Origin of the sequence: Ruegeria sp. HKCCA5463, from assembly GCF_013034175.1 — a bacterium.
Lineage (GTDB): Bacteria > Pseudomonadota > Alphaproteobacteria > Rhodobacterales > Rhodobacteraceae > Ruegeria.
Genome location: NZ_WQFL01000004.1, coordinates 1 through 19591 on the forward strand (window position 1 = coordinate 1; position 19591 = coordinate 19591).

At 58.6% G+C, this 19591-nt stretch carries 20 protein-coding genes and 1 pseudogene; 9 read left to right on the forward strand and 12 right to left on the reverse strand.

The features are described 5' to 3' along the window. Nucleotides 1-93: 93 nt before the first annotated feature. The 6 genes from GOW09_RS10035 to GOW09_RS10060 form a co-directional block, all read right to left on the reverse strand. Entirely contained in the window at nt 94-1497 is a 1404-nt protein-coding gene (locus tag GOW09_RS10035) for an FAD-binding oxidoreductase (protein ID WP_171117915.1), read from the reverse strand. A gap of 37 nt (nt 1498-1534) precedes the next feature. Further along, complete coding sequence (locus tag GOW09_RS10040; protein WP_216602442.1) at nt 1535-1921, reverse strand: nuclear transport factor 2 family protein; 387 nt, start codon at nt 1919-1921, stop codon at nt 1535-1537. A gap of 14 nt (nt 1922-1935) precedes the next feature. Continuing rightward, complete coding sequence (locus GOW09_RS10045) at nt 1936-2442, reverse strand: universal stress protein (RefSeq protein WP_171117917.1); 507 nt, start codon at nt 2440-2442, stop codon at nt 1936-1938. 17 nt (nt 2443-2459) lie between these two features. After that, on the reverse strand, nt 2460-3800 hold the full coding sequence (locus tag GOW09_RS10050) for a TRAP transporter large permease (RefSeq protein WP_171117920.1): 1341 nt from the start codon (nt 3798-3800) through the stop codon (nt 2460-2462). 17 nt (nt 3801-3817) lie between these two features. Further along, entirely contained in the window at nt 3818-4354 is a 537-nt protein-coding gene (locus GOW09_RS10055) for a TRAP transporter small permease (protein ID WP_171117922.1), read from the reverse strand. 67 nt (nt 4355-4421) lie between these two features. Next, entirely contained in the window at nt 4422-5438 is a 1017-nt protein-coding gene (locus GOW09_RS10060; RefSeq protein WP_171117924.1) for a TRAP transporter substrate-binding protein, read from the reverse strand. 157 nt (nt 5439-5595) lie between these two features. Here GOW09_RS10060 and GOW09_RS10065 point away from each other — a divergent pair, with 157 nt between their 5' ends. Then, complete coding sequence (locus GOW09_RS10065) at nt 5596-6522, forward strand: LysR family transcriptional regulator (RefSeq protein WP_171117926.1); 927 nt, start codon at nt 5596-5598, stop codon at nt 6520-6522. Nucleotides 6523-6602: 80 nt separating this feature from the next. On the opposite strand, the gene GOW09_RS10070 is transcribed toward GOW09_RS10065, so the two are convergent. After that, a complete protein-coding gene (locus GOW09_RS10070) occupies nt 6603-6947 on the reverse strand; it encodes a RidA family protein (RefSeq protein WP_171117928.1) in 345 nt (114 codons plus the stop codon). Between the two features lie 195 nt (nt 6948-7142). Further along, a complete protein-coding gene (locus tag GOW09_RS22325; protein ID WP_171169845.1) occupies nt 7143-7334 on the reverse strand; it encodes a hypothetical protein in 192 nt (63 codons plus the stop codon). 38 nt (nt 7335-7372) lie between these two features. On the opposite strand from GOW09_RS22325, the pseudogene GOW09_RS10075 reads away from it, so the two are divergent. The 3 genes and pseudogenes from GOW09_RS10075 (at nt 7373) to GOW09_RS10085 (ending at nt 10334) form a co-directional block, all read left to right on the forward strand. Beyond that, nucleotides 7373-9090 (forward strand): annotated as a pseudogene (locus tag GOW09_RS10075) (N-methylproline demethylase). After that, nucleotides 9087-9863, forward strand: a complete 777-nt coding sequence (locus tag GOW09_RS10080; protein ID WP_217360266.1) for a CocE/NonD family hydrolase C-terminal non-catalytic domain-containing protein — start codon at nt 9087-9089, stop codon at nt 9861-9863. Before GOW09_RS10075 ends, GOW09_RS10080 begins: the two are co-directional and overlap by 4 nt. After that, on the forward strand, nt 9864-10334 hold the full coding sequence (locus tag GOW09_RS10085; RefSeq protein ID WP_171117932.1) for a hypothetical protein: 471 nt from the start codon (nt 9864-9866) through the stop codon (nt 10332-10334). 131 nt (nt 10335-10465) lie between these two features. Here GOW09_RS10085 and GOW09_RS10090 read toward each other — a convergent pair whose 3' ends face one another. Next, nucleotides 10466-10927: an Lrp/AsnC family transcriptional regulator gene (locus GOW09_RS10090; protein ID WP_171117934.1), complete on the reverse strand. Its 462-nt coding sequence runs from the start codon at nt 10925-10927 to the stop codon at nt 10466-10468. A gap of 109 nt (nt 10928-11036) precedes the next feature. On the opposite strand from GOW09_RS10090, the gene GOW09_RS10095 reads away from it, so the two are divergent. The 3 genes from GOW09_RS10095 (at nt 11037) to GOW09_RS10105 (ending at nt 14813) form a co-directional block, all read left to right on the forward strand. Beyond that, nucleotides 11037-12179 carry an amidohydrolase gene (locus GOW09_RS10095; protein ID WP_171117936.1) on the forward strand — a complete coding sequence of 381 codons (1143 nt, stop codon included), beginning with the start codon at nt 11037-11039 and terminating at the stop codon, nt 12177-12179. 14 nt (nt 12180-12193) lie between these two features. Beyond that, entirely contained in the window at nt 12194-13366 is a 1173-nt protein-coding gene (locus tag GOW09_RS10100; RefSeq protein ID WP_171117938.1) for a diaminopropionate ammonia-lyase, read from the forward strand. A 178-nt stretch (nt 13367-13544) separates the two neighbouring features. After that, nucleotides 13545-14813, forward strand: a complete 1269-nt coding sequence (locus tag GOW09_RS10105; RefSeq protein WP_171117940.1) for an MFS transporter — start codon at nt 13545-13547, stop codon at nt 14811-14813. 48 nt (nt 14814-14861) lie between these two features. Here the strand turns inward: GOW09_RS10105 and GOW09_RS10110 are convergent, their stop codons facing one another. From GOW09_RS10110 to GOW09_RS10120, 3 genes are read right to left on the reverse strand one after another with little or no spacing between them, the layout of a single operon-like run. After that, on the reverse strand, nt 14862-15779 hold the full coding sequence (locus GOW09_RS10110) for a U32 family peptidase (RefSeq protein ID WP_171117941.1): 918 nt from the start codon (nt 15777-15779) through the stop codon (nt 14862-14864). A gap of 4 nt (nt 15780-15783) precedes the next feature. Continuing rightward, nucleotides 15784-16761 (reverse strand): peptidase U32 family protein, encoded by a 978-nt coding sequence (locus GOW09_RS10115; RefSeq protein ID WP_171118440.1) that lies wholly within the window; start codon nt 16759-16761, stop codon nt 15784-15786. Then, entirely contained in the window at nt 16761-17303 is a 543-nt protein-coding gene (locus GOW09_RS10120) for an SCP2 domain-containing protein (protein WP_371808037.1), read from the reverse strand. Before GOW09_RS10120 ends, GOW09_RS10115 begins: the two co-directional genes overlap by 1 nt. Before the next feature lie 137 nt (nt 17304-17440). On the opposite strand from GOW09_RS10120, the gene GOW09_RS10125 reads away from it, so the two are divergent. Continuing rightward, a complete protein-coding gene (locus tag GOW09_RS10125; RefSeq protein WP_171118442.1) occupies nt 17441-18949 on the forward strand; it encodes a UbiD family decarboxylase in 1509 nt (502 codons plus the stop codon). Beyond that, nucleotides 18946-19563, forward strand: a complete 618-nt coding sequence (locus GOW09_RS10130; RefSeq protein WP_171117945.1) for a UbiX family flavin prenyltransferase — start codon at nt 18946-18948, stop codon at nt 19561-19563. The genes GOW09_RS10125 and GOW09_RS10130 overlap by 4 nt, the downstream gene beginning before the upstream one ends. Nucleotides 19564-19591: the final 28 nt, after the last annotated feature.

Sequence of the window (19591 nt, forward strand, 5' to 3'; positions counted from 1 at the left end):
CGTGCATCTGCAAAACCTTAACAAACGCCTCTTCCGTCGTCATCTTCATCTGAGTTCTTCCTTGTCTTTTCAGGGCGCCGAAGCCCCTGTGAGTTACAGTATTTCGTCTTTGAGGTAGTAGCCGACATACGCCATACGCTGTCCCAGTCGGCGGAAAGGCGTCAGGATGCCATGGCTCGGCAATGGGGAGGTGAAGATCGGCAGTTCAAACGCCTTGTCCTTCTGGCCGGCAACCAACTGCGCCATGCGTCGTCCGGCCTGCGCCGAGTACATGACGCCATTGCCGCCGTAGCCCATGGCGTAGAACACGCTCTGATCTGGATCGGGCCGAAAAATGCGCGGCATCATGTCGTGGCTGACATCAACCCAACCCCACCAGGAGTAGTCGAGGTTGATATCCTCGAGCGCCGGGAACTTGCGGGCAAGTCCCTTTTTCAGCAAGTCCAGATGTTTGCCGTTCTCGGCATCACGCCCTGTCACGGCGCTGCGGCTGCCGATCTGCATCCGATTGTCCGGCAACAGGCGGTAATAGTGGCGCAGCGTGCGCGTGTCGGTCAGCGGGGATCTGGTCTGAATACCGCATTCGTCCAACTCGGCCCGGGTCAGAGGCCGTGTCACCATCGAATTTGACAGGATCGGCATCAAGCGGTGCCTGGTGCGGTTGTTGAGCCCCGGGGGTGTATAACCGGCCGTTGCCAAGGCCACCGATTTCGCGCGCACAATACCGCCCGGCGTACGCAGATGATGCACTCTGTCCTTGGTTTGCCACCCCATGACCGGGCTGCCGGTATGGATTTTCACACCCAGCCTGCGCGCCATGTTGACATAGCCAAAAGCCAGCTTGCCGGCGTGGATACACGTTCCGTCCGGCTCCCACATCGCGCCTGCGGCTTCCATGTCGCGCACGTGGTTTTCATGCAGTTCGTCCCGGGAAATGATACGCGAGCCGTAGCCGAACACGTCGTTCAGCAGCTTGCACTCTTTCTTGAGCGACGGCATGACCTTTTCACGGTGGGCAATATAGTAATGGCCACCCGGCTGCGGTTCGCAGTCGATGTCATCCGACGCGATGAGATCGTTGAACAACTCGAAAGCTTCGGTGACTTCGGCGTGCATGCCCTTGGCCACATCCGTGCCCCAGCGCTGAATCCATTGCGACCGTTTCAGCCGCCCGGATGAGATCTGGGCCTGCCCGCCATTGCGCGTCGAGCATCCCCAGGCCACGGTATTCGCTTCAAGAACAACCGCCTGGATTCCGTGTTCCTTGGCAAGGTGAATGGCGGTGGACAGGCCGGTATAACCCGACCCGATCACCACCACATCGGCATCCATATCGCTGGACACTGGACCATCATCGGCCGGGGGCGTACCGGCCGTTCCGATCCAGTATGTGGGCGCGTGGTCGCGATTGTGACCAGGACCCGCATCGATGATGGGGTCATATTTCGGGTCATAGCTGGCCTTGGGCCAATGACGCGGGATGCTGTTGTCCACCATTCTTGTTTTTCTCCGAAGCTGCGCGCAGTGCGGCGGATCAGGCCTTGAACATGGGGCGCGTTTTGCGAAGCGCCTGTTTTACGACGATTTTCCCGTCACGCAGGGTGAACAGATCCGCACCTTCCGCTTCGATCCGCATGCCGTCTGCATCGGTTCCCGAAAACGTCCATTCCGACACGGCGCGATCACCGTGGACAAAGTGGCCGTGGTGATTCCAATGGGCGTCCTTCATGCCTGCCCAGACGCCTGAAAACGCGGCGGCGATGGCCTCTGCTCCTTCAACCTTGTTGCCGTATTTCTCGTCACCGGCCACGGTGTAGAACACGCAGTCGTCGGCGAAGTGGGTCATCACGCCGTCGATGTCGTGGCGGTTGAACGCATCAAACGTGTCCGCCAGGTCCTGCGCGGTCAGGGTTTTGCTCATTTTGTACTTCCTTGTCAGTGGGGTTGTTTCGTTTCGTCCGGGTTCGGAACGATCAGTGTCGGTATCTTGGAGCGCCGCAAAACACGCTTTGCGACGGTGCCCAGAAACGTATGCGAAAAGCCGTGATCATGCGCGCCCAGCACGATCAGATCACAGCCCAGTTCGACCGAGCGGCGCAGGATCACTTCGGCCGGGTGGCCATCTGTGACCTCGACCGAAGTGACCTGATCGCGAATTCTCTCATCGTCACCATCGAACTGAGCCCAGAACTTGGCTTGCCGTTCGGCCAGAACCTTGCGCACCATCTCGTGACGGCGCGCAGCGGCGGTTTTGCGGGTCTCTTCATTCAGGATGAAGATCTCCATCGTGATCTTGGCATCGTCCGACAGTGGCTCATTCACATGCAGCACGTGAATTTCAGCCCCCGTGGCCTGCGCGATGCTGGCGGCATGGCGCATGGCGTGACCCGAGTTTTCGGACAGGTCAGTGGCAAAGAGGATGTTTGTGACCAGTTGTTTCATGTCGTCATCCTTTCGGGTCAGTAGCCGAACAGCCGTGGAAGCCACAGCGACAGTTCAGGGAAGAAGGCGATGATGAAGATCGCGATCGTGTTGGCGGCCGCAAAGGGCAGCGCACGCAACGAGATCTGTTCGATCGTGATGTTCGAGATACCTGACGCGATGAACAGGTTTTCGCCCAGCGGCGGCGTCTGGAATCCGATACCCAGCGTGCAAACCATCACCACCCCAAAGTGGATCGGGTCGATACCCACCGAATAGGCCACCGGCAGCATCACCGGAACCAGGATCAGGATGGTGGCCAGCGTCTCCATGAACATGCCGACGAACAGCAGGAAAAAGATGATCAGCGTCCAGATGACATAGAGGTTGTCCGTGAAGCTGAGCATCGAATCCGCGATGATCGCCGGGATCTGGTTTTCCACCAGCAGTCGACCAAACACCGTCGCGGTGAACAGGATCAGCAGAACACGCCCAGTCAGCCAGGTGGTGGCCTCGAGCGACTGGAACAGCGACTGCCAGGTCAGTTCGCGGTAGATAACCACGCCCACGAACAGGGTGTAGAAGATTGCTACGATTGCCGCCTCGGTCGGGGTGAAGAACCCGGTATAGATACCGCCCAGGATCACCAGCGGCGCCATCAGCGACCAGAAACCGCGATACATTTCGCAGCCCACGTGACGGATCGACCAACCTTCGGAAACTCCCTTGTAGCCGCGCTTTTTCGACATGAAGAAGTTCAGGATCAGCAGGCTGGTAGCGATCAGGAAGGCCGGGACGAATCCGGCGATGAACAGTTTCGAGATTGAAACCGACTGGAACGTACCGAACTTTTCCACGGCTTCCGGCGGCGGCGCCATACCGAGCGCGGCAATACCGAAGATCACCATCGGGATAGAGGGAGGAATGATAATCCCAAGGCCGCCAGAGGACGCAGTGATCGCCGAGGCATAGCCGCGCTCATAGCCGCGGTCGATCATCGCAGGGATCATCAACATCCCAACGGCCGCGGTTGTTGCCGGGCCCGAGCCCGAAATGGCGCCGAAGAAAAGACATGCCATGACCGTCGCAGCCGAAATACCGCCGGTGAAAGGACCGGCCAGGCTTTCAGCAACATTGATCAGGCGTTTCGAGATACCGGCGGCCTCCATCAGGGCCCCGGCAAGAATGAAGGCAGGCAACGCCATCAGGGGGAAAGCACCCACCGAGGTAAAGGCGATTTGCACGAATTTGATCGGGTTCTCGTCCAGGTAGAGGAATGAGACCAGCGACGCCACACCCAGCGCCACCGTGATCGGCGCGCCAATGAGCAGCAGAAACAGGAAAGACCCAAACAGGATTGTGACGATTTCGGATTCCATGGTTTATCCCCCTGCCCTTAGGATTTCTTTGCTGCTTCAGTCGCAGCTTTGATTTCGTCGAGGTCGATCTGATCAGGATCGTGAATATCCTCGCCCTTGATAAGGCGGCGGTAATTCACCTGAATGATGCGGACGGTCATCAGCGCAAACGCGATGGGCAGCACCATGTAGATGTACTTCATCTCGATACCCAGGGTCTGGGACTTCCAGAACTTGTTCATCTTGTTGAAGACAAAATCCGTCGCCAGATACAGGAAGTAGACATTGAAGAAGAGCCAGAAGAGATCGGCGAAGGCTTCGATGTACTTGATCGACCCTTCGGGCAGGAACTTGAACTGGAATGTCACGCGGTTATGCGCACCTTTCAGAGCGGCGTAACTTGCGCCGAAATAGACGAACCAGACGAACATGTAGACCGAGAGCTCTTCGATCCAGCTGATCGAAAAGCCGAAGACTTCGCGCGCGATGATCTGCACGAACAAAAGGCAGACGAAGCCGGATAAGAGGATCCGGCAGATGACACTTTCTATGTTGTCCAGAAATTTCCAGAACATGTGGTTTCACTCCTCCCTGAAATGAGAAGAGCGCCGCAGCGCTCTTCCCGGTATCGCCGTGCGACGATTATTGCTGGACCGGCTCGCGGCCGATGGCTTCGAGAACTGCATTCAGTTTCTCGACACCACCAATGGACTCGTAGAATTGCGGCCAGACAGCTTCGGTCGCCAGTTGAATGAACTCGGCTTCGTCGTTCTCGGGGTCGATGATTTCCATCCCCTTGGCCGTCAGCTCTTCCTTGATGGCTGCTTCCGAGTCCCGCAGGAACTGGGCCGAGACCTGAGTGGCTTCCTGCCCTGCTTCCAGGATCATTTGCTGTTCCTCCTCGGACAGGTTCTGGAACACGGCTTCCGAGATGATCAGCGGTTCGATCGAGAAGATGTAACGCAGGTTGGTGACGTGGTCCTGAACCTCGTAGAACTTCATCGCATTGATCGTCAGGTAAGGGTTGTCCTGACCGTCAACCACTTTGGTCTGCAGGCCGGTGAAGGTTTCCGACCAGGCCATCGGGGTCGGGTTGATGCCCCATGCCTTGTAGGTTTCGATCATGATTTCGTTTTTGGGAACGCGAATGATCAGGTCCTGCAAATCCGCAACCGATTTGACCGGCTTCTTCGAGTTCGTCAGACGGCGGAAACCGGTATACGTCCAGCCGATGATGCGGACGCCGGCATCACGGATGGTGTTTTCGATCAGTTCCTGACCGATTGGACCCTGGGTCAGTTTTTCGGCATCTTCCAGGCTGAGAATAACATAGGGCAGAGTGAAAACCCCGACCGAGGGCGAGAATGGCGTGATGTTGTTGATTGCCAGCAGAGACATATCGAGCGTGCCGATGGCGGCCTCGTTCACGGTGTCCTGCTCGGAACCGAGCTGACCGTTCAGGAACAGCGTCGCGGTGTGCTCACCACCTGATTTTTCTTCAAGCGCTTTTACGAAAGCGAGCCCCAGCGCCTCTTGAGCGCTGCCCGCGCTGTCGCCGACAGCGATCTTGAAATTCTTCGCCTCGGCCGTGCCTGCAACCATCAGTGCGGCAACGGAAACGGCTGCGCTGAAAGTGCCAAGCTTTTTGATAAATGACATGGATTTCCTCCCATTTGTCGTGTTTCGAGGTGCGCGCTGACCTGGGGAGAAATAGGCCAATCCGATTCTACCTCGGCGACACGAAGCTAACTTGCCAAAATGGTTTCGTCGTTGTTAATATTTGCGCGAAAGGTTTCATTAATCTCAAACATACGATATGAGTCAGAACAAACTTGATACCCGGATCGGCGACACGGACATCCGTCTGCTGCGCGTGTTCAAAACCGTTGCGGAAAGTGGTGGTATCACGGCCGCCGAGATCGAGCTGAACATCGGAAAATCGACGATCTCGAAACACTTGTCTGATCTGGAACTGAGGCTTGGCCTGAAGCTGTGCAACCGGGGGCCGTCAGGGTTTTCACTGACGGAAGACGGCGAGAAGGTGCTGGCGGCGGCAGAAGACCTGCTTATTTCCGTGGCGCAGTTCAGAACCGAGGTCAACGAAGTCAAACAACAACTGGCCGGCAGTATTCGCGTGGCTTTGTTCGATCAATGTACAACCAACCCCGAAGCCCAACTTGCCCGCACCATTCACAAGTTCAATGAGGCCGCACCGGCGGTTCACATCGAGCTGTCGCTGGAACCCCCAAACGTGATTGAGACAATGGTCATCACCGGGCATCTGGATGTCGGCATCATCGCTTTGCACCGACCATCGGCAAGCCTGGATTACACACCGCTCTACGGGGAAAACATGTTCTTGTACTGTGGGCAGGAACACCCCCTGTTTGACCGGTCGGATCCAGAATTGAAGCTGAGTGTTCTTCGCAAGTTCAACTATGCCGGTCTGAATGTGAACTCTCCAAATCTTATCGTTGGTCAACAACTGGGGTTTCGACGTGCGGCCAAAGTGCAGAACGAACAAGCCCTTGTCATTCTGATACTGTCAGGTCGCTACCTTGGGTTTCTTCCCGATCATCTGGCGCAGGAATTTGTCGAACAGGGGCTCATGAAAAAGGTCCTGCCCAAAGAAATCAAGTACAGAACCCGTTTCGCGGCCGTGGCCAGAAAACAACCTGCGCCAACACGCGTGGCCAAGCTGTTTCTGGAAACTTTGGTAAAGGTGCATTCTCAGGTACAGTAGGAACGCGGACAGGGCGTCTTGTTTCCCAGGCCCAAACCCGCCCGTGTCTGAAATCAGTGCATGGCGCGCGGCCGGGCGGATCAATCGCAGGCTGCGGTAACGATCATTTCGACCTTCAGAACATCACGAGCCAGTTTCGCCTCGCCACAGGCACGGGCCGGGGCGTGGCCCTCTGGCACCCAGGCATCCCAGACCGCGTTCATTTCGGCAAAGTCGGCCATGTCCGACAGCCAGATCACACATTGTAGGATGCGCGTCTTGTCGCTGCCGGCCTTGGCCAGAAGGTCCTCGATCTTGGCAAGGATGTCACGGGTTTGATCCGCAACGGTTGCAGCATCGGAAACCTGACCGCACAGATAGGCGGTTCCGTTATGTTTGACGATGCGGCTCATGCGTTTGCCGGTCTCGATCCGAGTAATGGTCACAACTGCTGTCTCCTGTTTCGATGGGTATGTTCCGGTTGGGCGATAGAGCGAAACGACGCCAACCGCCAGCCCGGACCTTCAATCATCGAATAATTGCCAGCCTGCTGCGCGAGGGCTTTCAGCCTAATAGCACGCTTATGTCCGGTGCTCGGAGACGTGATAAGCGGTTGCCAGCGCCTTGCGGATAGGACGTTTTCACCGATGCTTTTTCTTTCCTGTCTTGCACTCTTCGGCCAACACATTTGGTGAAACATCGCGGCCTTGGTTCACAAGGCGTTTTACGGAGATTTCCCAGTCTGCTTTCAATCGGCCAAGAGCTCCTCCGCTCGCCCCAATATCGGAGCGCCATATGCCACCCGGCACTGCCGAAACGCTGCTTTTTTGCATGTCCGATGCAGGACAGCGAAGTTGGTCGACTGACGAAAATGGTTTCAAAAAAGGACGGGTGGTCACGCGATGTGCTGCTGCAACCCTATCAGCTGAAACATCTGACGCTGAAGAACAGGATCATGACGACCAGTCATGAACCCGCCTACCCCGAAGACGGCATGCCGAAAGAGCGGTATCGCGCCTATCTGAGATACGCGCTAAAGCTGGTGTTGCCATGACCATGACGGCTGGTTCCGCCACCGTCAGCCGCGACAGCCCGCCGGTGTTCAACAACGTCCTTGCCTACAAGGACGAGGTCGTGCGCTGGATGGCTGAATTGACCGACGCCTGCCATGCTCATGGTTGCGCAGTGATGATTCAATTGACCCATCTGGGGCGGCGCACGGGTTGGAACAAGGGCGATTGGCTGCCGTCGGTCTCTTCGTCGCATTATCGTGAACCGGCCCATCGGGCTTTTGCGAAGAAGATGGAAGACCATGATATCGAACGGATCGTGAGCGACTACGCCGATGCAGCCGAGCGTATGAAGGCCGCGGGTCTCGACGGAATCGAATTGCAAGCCTATAGCCACCTGATCGATCAGTTCTGGTCGCCGCTGACCAATAAGATGGACGCGCCCTAAGGCGGCAGTTTCGACAATCGGTTGCGGTTCGGCTTCATGGTTCTGGATGCGATCCGCGACCGTGTCGGGCAGGATTTCATCGTTGGCGTCCGCTATACCGCGGATGAGGTTGAAAAAGGCGGCATCACCGAAGAAGACGGGCTGGAAATCGCCCGGCGGCTGCGCGACAGCGGTCAGGTCGGTTTCCTGAAAGTCATTCGCGGGGGCATTCATACGGATCCGGCCATGACGGATGTGATTCCCGCGGCCAATTCCCGCCGCCGGACGGTCGTCGTCGGCGCCGGGCCCGGAGGGCTTGAAGCGGCGCGGGTCGCGCATGATGTTGCCGTTTTGGAAGCGGCCCCTGAACCTGGCGGTCAGGTGCGTCTGGCCGCGCAATCCCGGCACCGGGCCGAGAAGGACGAGATCATCGACTGGCGCATGGCGCAATGTGCTGCGCGTGACGTCAGGTTCCAGTTCAACACGTTTGCAGAGGCCGAGGACGTAACAGCCCTTTCCCCTGATATGGTCGTGATCGCAACCGGAGGCTTGCCCGAGAAGACAATATTGGAAACCGGCAAAGGTCTGGCGATTTCGGCGTGGGACATCCTGTCCGCAGACGTGCCCCCCCGCGAAATTGTCCTGATCTACGATGATGCGGGCGACCACCCGGCCCTGATGGCGGCAGAAATCATCGCCGAATCCGGTGCGCAGGTTGAGATCATGACCCGCGACCGCAGCTTTGTGCCCGAGATCATGGGCATGACTCTGGTGCCATATATGCGGGCGCTGCAAAAAACGGGGGCGGTGTTCACCGTAACCCGGACGCTGAAATCGCTGGTACGTTCAGGCAATCAACTGGAAGCGGCGATTGGAACGGATTACTCGGATCTTGTTGAAAAGCGCATGTATGATCAGGTGATTGTCAATCAGGGCACCTTGCCTCTGGATGATCTCTATTTCCAACTCAAGCCGCTTTCGCGAAATCGTGGCCGTGTGGATCACGACGCTTTGGTCGCCAATTCGGGTGACGTGTTTCCGCAGGTGGACCCGAATGCCGGTTTTGATCTTTGCCGGATCGGAGACGCCGTTTTTTCACGCAACATACACGCGGCAGTCTATGACGCGCAGCGCCTTGGCCTTCGGTGGTGACGCCACCGGAATACGAGTTGAAGACGATCGCGACGTTGATGGGCACGGACGACCGGTGGCGCGAGGACGTCCACTTTTGCAGCGGATGCCTGGCCAACGACAATTTCTGGTGGGTTTCGATCATAAAACTGTATAACGCCATGCCACCTGACCCAGAGATTGTCGGCGCGGACCGCTGGCTTGACATGTGGCGCGAGCGGTTGGCAGGCGCCGCGTTTTGGCCGTCACCGAATATCACCAACACGTCCCTGTGGCTGATTCAGCAGACGCTTGAGGCAGACGCCGTCTCCGCAGCAGAGCTTGCGATTTGCTCGCCGCCAAGCTTCGGGGCGGCCGCAGGCGATATGTGCTCTTTCGCCATTCCCGGAGACATGGCGGCAGATTGCCGGATCGACGCCGCCGGCGCGTTGCAGTTCAAAGCGGCGCCACTTGAAGACGCACTTGATATCCTGGGGCAACCGTCGGTCGATCTGAAAGTGTCAGCAGATCAGGCTCAGGGCTTTGTCGTTGCATTGTTGGTGGACGAAGCCCCGAACGGTGCGCAGACGATGATTGCACGGGGATTCTGCAACCTCAACCACCGCATCAGCGATATAGAACCCACACCGATCACACCCGGCGAGGAGATGGCTGTAACCGTCCCGATGTTTGGAACAGGATATCGGGTTCCGCCGGGTCATCGCATCGTTTTGCAGATCGCTTCGGCTTATTGGCCCGTACTCTGGCCCGCCCCCGAACCTGTGACGCTCACGATCCGTCCGGGTCAATCTTAGTTGCATTTGCCCATCCGCAACCCAGGCGTTGACACAACGGAACCCCGCCCGCTGCCGGAACCGGCAGCGTCCGGTGAGGCCGCAAGAAAGACCAAGGTGCGCTCGGGCTCGATGGAACGCTCGGTCCACACGGACCTGACCAATGGCAAGGTGACACACAAGTTTTTTCTGGATGGGGGCGTTTTCGGACCGGTGGGAGATTTCCGCCTGGACGATATTGGGACGGTGCTCAGCGACGTGTCGGATCGAAGATATACAATCCTTCCGGGTGATCCGCTTTCGGCTGTTGCCACGATGGAGCAGACCGCCGGTTTCGACCGAGAAGACTGGTCGGCCAGGATCTGGACCTATTCCGAACAACAGGCAACGGCCACCGAGTTTCATTTGATCTCGCGCCTGAAGGCATGGTCAGGAGAGGAGCTGATCTTTGAAGAAGAGAAAGCGCATGTCATTCCGCGCAATGGAATGTAGTTGAAAACACCTTGGAACAGCGGCGCTGAGACCCGTGGCGGGACTTGCCTTTGCAGTCCTGTCAACCCAACCGAATGGTCCAGACCTGCGCGGACAAGTCTGGACGGGTCTGTCGTTGCACCATGTGCCGGTCAGAACCCCAAAGCACTGCCGGATTTGATGGTATCCATGGAAACGAAGGTTCTGAACTTTCGGATATTTCCGTTTTCAAAGAACATCCTGCGGGTGAAATCTTCGTATACCGCCATGCTTTCGACGACCACGACAACCATGAAATCAACCTCTCCGGTCACGTAAAAGCATTGTTGGACTTCCTGAGCATTCAGCAGGGATTTCTTGACGGCATCAATCTCGTCCGGGGTTTCGCTGACCAGTTCAAGTTCAACGAAGATGGTAAGCTGAAGACCTACGGCCGCCGGGTCAACGACGGCCACATTGGCTCGTATCACGCCCTCGGCCTCCATCCGGCGGATACGGCGCTGCACCGAGGGTGCGGACAGATTTACGGCCTCGCCAATCTTGTGCTGCGTGGTTTTGTTGTCTTGTTGCAAAATCCGCAGGATCGCGCGGTCAAAGTCATCCAATTGCGTCATGTGAAAGAAACTTGCATGGCTGGCAACCAACTAGAGCCCTTTTTTCAGGTCACCTGCAATAAACTTGTTTCACACCTGTGAAGCAACACGTCGAAGGAGAAGTTTTGCCGTGACAGCATTGACAGAACGCCTGCGTGCGTTGCGCCATGAGTTTCATCGCAACCCCGAGCTTGGGTTTCAGGAAGTCTGGACCAAGGCCCGGATTGCCGGGCATCTGCGAGCCTTGGGCATCGAGGTGTTTGAAGGGGTCGGTGTCGTGGGCGTGTTGAAGGCGGGCAACGGCAATCGCGCCATCGGGCTGCGCGCGGATTTCGACGCGCTGCCGATCACCGAAGTCAACACGTTTGCGCACAAGTCGCAGAACGAAGGTGTCATGCATGCCTGTGGCCATGATGGCCACACGGTGATGCTGCTTGGGGCCGCCGAATTGCTGGCCAAGGATCCGGCGTTTGACGGCACGGTTGTCTTTCTGTTCCAGCCCAACGAAGAGCATGGGCTTGGGGCAAGGGCGATGATCGATGAAGGGGTTTTGCGGACCTTCCCGATTGATGAGGTTTACGGCGCGCACAATCTTCCGGGAGAGCCTGTCGGGCGGGTTTCCACCCGCGCCGGTGTCATCTGTTGCAGTGAAAGCCTGTTTGAAATCACGCTTTCCGGTCAAGGCGGTCATGCCTCGATGCCGCATGTCGGGCGCGAAACGATCACGCCTGCGGCGGAACTGGTATTGGCCCTGCAAACCATCGTTTCACGCAAACTTGCACCTTCATCCGGCGCCGTGGTGTCGGTGACCGAGTTCATCACCGACGGGCAGCGCAATGTGCTTCCGGGGCGCACTGTTCTGAAAGGGGACGCACGGGCCATGTCACCGGAAGACCGCAAGTTGATCGAGCGCAGCATGCGCCAGATCGCAGCCGGTGTGGCCGAAAGCCATGGCGTCGAGGTGAGTGTGGATTTCCGCACCGCATTCATCGAGGCAAACAATGATGCCGATGCCGCATCGCATGTCGTTGCAGCGGCTTCGGCCATGGGTCTTGAGGTGGACGGAGACCGCTCTGCCATGTCTTTCTCGGAAGATTTTGCCGAATTTGCCGCCGTTGTGCCCGGGTGTTTCCTGCTTATCGGCAACGGAACCGAAGGATCAAATGGCCGTCCGCTGCACTCGGCTGATTACGATTTCAACGACGAACTGCTTCCGCTGTGTGCAGAACTCTGGGCAGAGCTGGTGCGGCAGCGCCTGCCGCTGACCCCCTGACAGGATACACGACCATGACAGAAATCATCGTCCATCAGGCAGGCAGGCCGAGCTTCGGCCCCGCTGCCGAAACCGTTTTGACACAACAGGATTTCGATCGCGCAGCAAGGGAAATCACCCAATGGGAGGGGTATGCGCCAACGCCTCTGCATTCTTTGCCCGCGTTGGCAGCCGAGATCGGCGTCGCGAAGGTTCACTACAAAGATGAAAGTCCTCGGTTTGGGCTTGGCAGTTTCAAGGCCTTGGGGGGGGCCTTTGCCGCCTTACGCGTTCTGCAACGTGAAATATCGCGCCGGACCGGTCAGGACGTGTCATTGGAAGATATCCGTACTGGCCGCTGCGCCGACATGGGTGCCAGTATCACGCTTGTTTCGGCGACCGATGGAAACCACGGTCGGTCCCTCGCGTGGGGGTGCAAGCGGTTCGGCGCGCCTTGCCGGATTTACATTCACGCCGAAGTCAGTGAAGGCCGCGCGCAGGCCATGCGCGAACTCGGGGCCGACGTCGTGCGCATCGATGGAGACTATGACGCCTCGGTGGATCAGTGTCGGCGGGAAGCCGACGAGAACGGCTGGTTCGTGGTTTCGGACACATCCTGGCCAGGCTACACCGACCCGCCGCGCGACGTGATGTCGGGCTATGGCGTCATGGTCAAGGAAGTCGTGGATGCAATGGACGCGGCACCGACGCATGTCTTTCTGCAAGGTGGAGTTGGAGGGCTTGCCGCGGCGGTTGCGGCAGCTTTGCGTCAGGCCTGGGGTGATGCCGCGCCGCGCGTCGTGGTCGTGGAACCGCATCTGGCGGCGTGTTTGTTCGAAAGCGCAAGGCAGGGGCAAGCCGCGTCCGTAGATATCGACGAGGAAACCATCATGGCGGGTTTGTCCTGCGGGGTGCCGTCACCGATGGCGTGGGAGGTTTTGCGCAGCGAAGCCTCGGACTTTCTGGCAATCGACGATCAACTGATACCGCCCACCGTCCGTCGTCTGGCGCGTCCGCATGGCAGTGATCCGGCGATCGAAGCCGGAGAGAGCGGCGTTGCCGGATTGGCTGCATTGATCGAAGCAGCCAACAGCCCCGAGCTTTTTCAGAAGCTTGGATTGACGCCGCAGTCTCGGGTTTTGACAATCGGTTCCGAAGGTGTGACGGATCCCGATATCTATGCCCGGATCATACAAGGCGACGTGTAGCTCAGCCGCAATTCCTGCGGGCACCGAGGCCGATCAGCTCAGCCCAAAGCCCAGTTTCAATGGGCCTTGGGACGGTTGAATCCGACATAGTGGCCTGCAACGGAGAAGTTCCATCAAACGACATCCCGATGTCGTAGGAGTTGTATACAGGCCAGACCCGCATCAGTAGCGGTTGGCCATGATACGCGCGTTAAACGAAAACTGGGCACTGTTCCTGGGGATGTTCATGCTGATGGTTGCCAACGGTCTGTTGGCGACGTTGCTGACGATCCGGGGGGCCAGTCTGGGCTTTAGTGACTTCACGATTTCCGTCATGCAGGCAAGCTATCCTTTGGGCGCGCTTGCGGGGACGGCACTTGCCCCGAGGCTGGTTGAAAATGTCGGGCATATTCGGGCATTTTCGGCCCTCGCCTCGCTGGTTTCGATTGCGGCCATCGTGCATCTGCTGACCAGCGACGCGATCAGCTGGAGCGTGATGCGTCTGTTGGGCGGGTTTTGTTACCCAGGACTTTACGTCATCACCGAAAGCTGGCTGAACGCGAAATCCGAGAACAACATGCGCGCTCAGGTTCTGTCGCTGTATTTCATTATCCAGCTTGCCGGCCCGGCGCTTGGCACCGCCATAGTAGGCTTTCCCGACCCTACCGGGAACCTGCTGTTCGGGCTTGTTTCCATCCTGATTTCGCTTTCGATCGTGCCGCTTCTTCTGTCGGGCAACAAGGCGCCGGAATATGCCGCGCCGGAACGCATGTCGGTTCCGGTGCTTTACAAGGTTTCGCCCATCGCAGTCATCGGAATCGTTCTGGTCAGTATCGGTGTCGCGGCGTCCTATATCTCGTTGCCGCTTTATGCGTTGCAAAACGGCTTTACGACGGCGCAGGCGTCAGGGGCGCTGGTGGCGGCGCTGATCGCCGGTGCGGTGGTGCAATACCCCGTCGGCTGGCTGTCTGATCACACCGACAGACGCTATGTCGTCATCGGGCTGGGAGTCGTTACGACCCTGTCCAGTCTTTGGATGGCCATCGATACGTCTCCGTCTCATATCGTCTATGGTTTTGTACTGATCGCAATCGGGCTGTATCCCGCGTATTCGATCCTGACGGCGCATGCCAATGATCAGCTCAAGCTGTCTCAGATCGTTCCCGCCAGTGGCACGATGGTGCTGCTGCTGAATGTCGGCCTGCTGGTGGGAACCATGCTGGGGCCGAACTCTATCTCATTGTTAGGCGGGCGCGGTCTTCCGTTTCTTCTGGCGGCTATCGGTATTGCGGTCGCCCTTTTCGCATTGATCCGGCGCGTTCAGGTGGCCGCGCCCACCGACACCGGCGATGTGCAGGTCGTGGGGATTATCGGCACCGGGCAACCCGGGGTCTTGCAGGCCGAAACCTGGGTTCAAGAGGAAGAATCCCGGACAAACCCAGACTCATCCCAAGGGTTCAAAGCATAGGCTGTTTCATTCGCGTCCGGCGCGACGGACGTCGTGCCGATGCCGCGATCAAACCGAGATCGAAGCCGCCTTTGAAGCACCGGACCATTCTGCACCGCAGGACCCCGTCAGAAATCCGTCGCTCAACCGAATATCAGGATCAGCGCCACGCAGGGCGCGCTCCACTTCTCCTTGGGGAAGATCACCGTCGATACGTTTTCGATACAGTTCGCACAGCTGACGGAATCCGCCAGATTGCGGCGACAGACGCAACGCCGAGATGCCAGCCTGTTTCAGAAGGTCGATCTGATGATCCGTACAGGCATGGCTGTCTGACAGGGTCTGCACACCGTTCATGGCCATAAAGGGCTTGCCGTCGCCGGTCAGAACGTCCAACCCGTCCGGATCGTCTTCGCAGGCAAACTGGCAATTGTCCTTGCTGCGCCCATGCAATCGCGCGTGGTAACAGCGCCCGGAAATAGCCAGTGGCAACCTGCCATGCCCCCATATTTCGATCGCGACGCCCAAGTCCGAGGCAGCTTGCGCCAGCGTTTTGACCGAAGCGATGGGCAATTCCGGCGGAAGACAAACCCGGCGCGCACCCCGAGCAGCCAACCATCTCAAAGTGCCTTCGTTGTAGACATTTACCAACGGGCCAACGGCAAACGTGCAGGTTCCGGGCAAATGTGCCAGCGCGGTCAGATCGTTGATCTCGACCATGACGCCCATTTCTGCAAGCTCAGCGGTGAGTTTGCGCTCGCGTTTCAGGGTCACAAGGGCCAGGCTTGTCAGCGCAACGTCTTTGCCCGCCTCCACCAGCCGGGAAATCGCCGCGGGGATACGATCCTGGTAAAACGGCAAGCGCTTGGAACAGACCAGTTCCCCAAGCACGACGCGGTCGACGGGCGATCGGGCCAGATCATCGTAAAATGCAGCCCAGGTTTCGGCGGGCCAGAAGAACTGGTTCGGACCTACTGTCAGTTCCATCGGATCACCTCCACGTCTTTTTGTAAGCGCCGGTCGTCATGGCCTGCCCTTCCGACAATCGCGCAAGCATACCTTCGGGCATCGGCTGGCCTGACTCCAGCGCATCGACCGCGGCGCGAAAATTCCGAACGACTTGTGCGACATAGGATTTTGACCGCTGGCGCCCTTCGATCTTCAAGGCTGTCACACCTGCCTTTTGCAATTGCGGGATCAGCCGTTCTGCGTTCAGACTGACGGGATCCTCGAACAGGTGCCCGGTTTTTTCACCTGCGGAAAAACACCCTTTGCACAAAGTCGGATACGGTGCGGGCTCATCCCGTTCGACCCGGTGGATCAGGTACCCGCCAAGGCGCGCGTTCAACGCGCCCTGTTCTTCTTGATACTGCACATGGCTGGCAGGAGAACAGACACCGTTCATGTTTGGAGACAACCCGGTGGCATAAGAGGACAGCGAGCATCGCCCCTCGGCCATGACGCAAAGACCGCCGAACACGAAGACTTCGGTTTCGACGTCGGTTTCAGAGTTGATCGCGGCAATTTCCGGCACGGACAAAACGCGCGGCAAGACCACCCGCTTCACACCGAAAGTTTCAGCATAGAAATTGATCACGTCAGCATTGGCCGCCGCGGCCTGCACGGACAGATGTCTGCGCAGCTTGGGATGATGTCGCGCCGCGTAGTCCAGCAAGCCCAGATCGGCGAGAATGACAGCATCTGCACCGCAGATTTCGGCATCCGCCACGGCTTGTTTCCAGATCCCTTCGTTGCCCGCCTGCGGGAAGGTATTGATTGCAATCAACACCTTCGATCCGTAACCATGGGCAAAGGAAATTCCGGCCCGCATTTCAGCGCGGTCAAAGTTGAGCCCCGGAAAGTTCCGCGCATTGGTTTCGTCATTGAAGCCACAATAGACCGTGTGAGCCCCGGCCTTGACGGCTGCACGCAGGGCCGCGGGCGTTCCCGCCGGGCAAACGATTTCCATTACCATAGGATCGCGTCCTCGGGTCGGGTCAGGCACAGACCGGTCCGACGCTCTGCAAAGGCGATGATCTGCTTCAGCGGGCGTGCAAGCGGGCCGGAAAGGGCTGCGGCCTCGTGCGCGAGGTCCAGCTCTGCGTCGTCAATTGCGTTGCGCAGCGCCAGTGCCGCGGCTGTGTCGCCCTCGATCACCAGATCGCGTGAAAAGAACAGGGCGTCACCGTCAAACGCACCATGCACCAGCCCCAACAGCGCGGCCAGTGGGCCGGAAATTCGCGCGGCCCCTTCCACGCGCCCTCGGCTCAGTCTTATTCTCGGTGCGCCGTCATTCGGTTCAAGCAGAAGGACAACGGGCAGATCCGTGGGATCAAGCACAAAGGCTGCCCGGCTGTATTCACCGAGCCGGTTGAGCAAGTCGGGGTGTTTCTTGGTTATTTTGCGGGAAAACGCCGTCAGTGACAGCGACAAAGGTGCAAGCGGAACAAACCGCAGGGCCGCGGCCAAAGCGGCAGGGCATCGCGGTATCGGGTTTCGGGGATCGGACAAACAGACCTCCTGCTGTCTCAACAAAGTGAACCGGTGCGGCCTTCCTAAAGCCGCCCCGGCGCCCGGGACTTGACGGTTGTCAATTCGACCGGTCTCTTTCGCTGCTAGAGGGTGGGCACCACCGCCGGAGCAAACCCATTCGCACTCTGCCGCCATATCCCAGCCTTCGACATTTTCTGAAATGGTGTGAAGAAACAGGGCAGTTCAGGCGCATCGCCGAACCGGTTTCCGTGCGCCATCAAATGACCACTGTCCACCGCGCCGTGCTAGAGGCCAATGGGCCCGTGTTGCAATTCGACACGCCGACGGGCGTGCCTTCGGGGCAGTGCGACATACCGGTTGTGGTGAACCTGTTCGGCACTTCGGAACGCGTCGCCGCCGGGCTGGGCGTTTCTTCCGATGGGCTGGATGATCTGGGCGCGTTTCTGGCCGCGCTTCGGGCACCGACGCCGCCGGGCGGGTTGCGGGATGCGCTGTCCCGGTGGCCGATGCTCAAGGCCGCATTGTCCACACGGCCGAAGCAGGTCAAAGCCGCCGCTGTTCAGCAGGTTTGCCACTGCGAAACCGATGTTGATCTTTCAGCGCTGCCGATCCAGACACATTGGCCCCGGGACGCGGGCCCCCTGATCACCTGGCCTGTGGTCATCACCCGGCCGCGTGGCAGCGAACCCGACGCGGCACAGACCTACAATGCCGGCGTCTATCGCGTTCAGGTGCTGGACCGGAACCGTCTGATCATGCGCTGGTTGCCACATCGCGGCGGGGCCGCTCATCATCGCAGTTGGGCGCAGCATGGCGAAACGATGCCGGTCGCAATTGTTCTGGGCGCAAACCCCGCGACCTTGTTGTCGGCGGCTCTGCCCCTGCCCGAAATGGTGTCTGAGCTGACATTTGCCGGGGCCCTGAACCAGAACCGGCCGCGGTTGGTTCCGGCCAAATCCGTCCCTCTGCTTGTACCGGCAGATGCCGAGATCGTTCTGGAAGGCTGGGTGTCGCCAAACGAGACAGCACCCGAAGGGCCGTTTGGGGATCACACCGGGTACTACAATCCCGCCGAGCCGTTTCCGGTGATGCATGTCACGGCCGTGACCCATTGCGAGGCGCCGCTGTATCTGTCAACCTATACTGGACGCCCGCCTGACGAACCTGCCATCATTGGCGAAGTGTTCAATCGCCTGGCCTTGCCGACCATTCGCGCTCAGATCCCCGAAATACACGACCTTTGGCTGCCGCCTGCCGCCTGTTCCTATCGCATCGCCATCGTCGCCATCGACAAGCGATATCCGGGCCAGGCCCGGCGTGTGATGATGGCGCTTTGGGGGATGCTGCCGCAATTCAGCTATACGAAGATGATCGTTGCGGTAGATGCCGATATCGACCCCCGAAACTGGGACGATATCGCCTGGGCACTTGCCACGCGAATGGACCCGGGCCGTGATGTGATGATCCTGGACAGGACACCCATGGATTATCTGGATTTCGCCTCACCCGAACCTGGTCTGGCCGGAAAGTTTGGCATCGACGCCACGACAAAAACAGGCAGTGAAACAGGGCGGGAATGGGGGACGGTCATGCGCACCGAAAAGGTTGATCACGCATTTGCGGAAGATCTGATAGACAGATTGATGCCAGAGCTGAGAACATGACGAAAACCCGAGTAGTCTTAGGCGTGTCAGGCGCTTCCGGTGCGGTTTTGAGCCTTGCGGTGGCACGGCATCTGAAATCGGTGGATATCGAAATCGACCTGGTCGTCAGTCCAGCCGCCCGTCTGACGCTTGCGCAGGAATGCGGCCCGGATGCCCTGAAGGAATTGCGGCAGTCGGCAACCCGTCATCACGCGCCCGCCGATATCGGGGCCAGTATTGCGTCCGGTTCGGTGCCGGTATCCGGGATGATCGTCGCGCCCTGTTCCATGCGTTCATTGGGTGCGATCGCGCATGGCCTGGACGACAACCTGCTGACACGCGCGGCGGGCGTGCAGCTCAAGGAACGACGCCCACTGGTACTGCTGACACGAGAAGCGCCGCTGACACTGGCGCATTTGCGCAATATGACGGCGGCCGCAGAAATGGGAGCCATCATCCTGCCCCCCGTGCCTGCCTTCTATTTGAACCCCGTCGACATAGCCGAAATCGCGGATCAGATCGCAGCGCGCGCGGTTGATTGTCTGAAGGTTTGCGAACCGGCCGCGAAACAGTGGCACCCCGAAACCGAGGCGGACCCTGTCGAACGATTCGAAAGCAAATTGCACATCCCATAGCCACAGATCGCGGATGAGATCTGTGGCC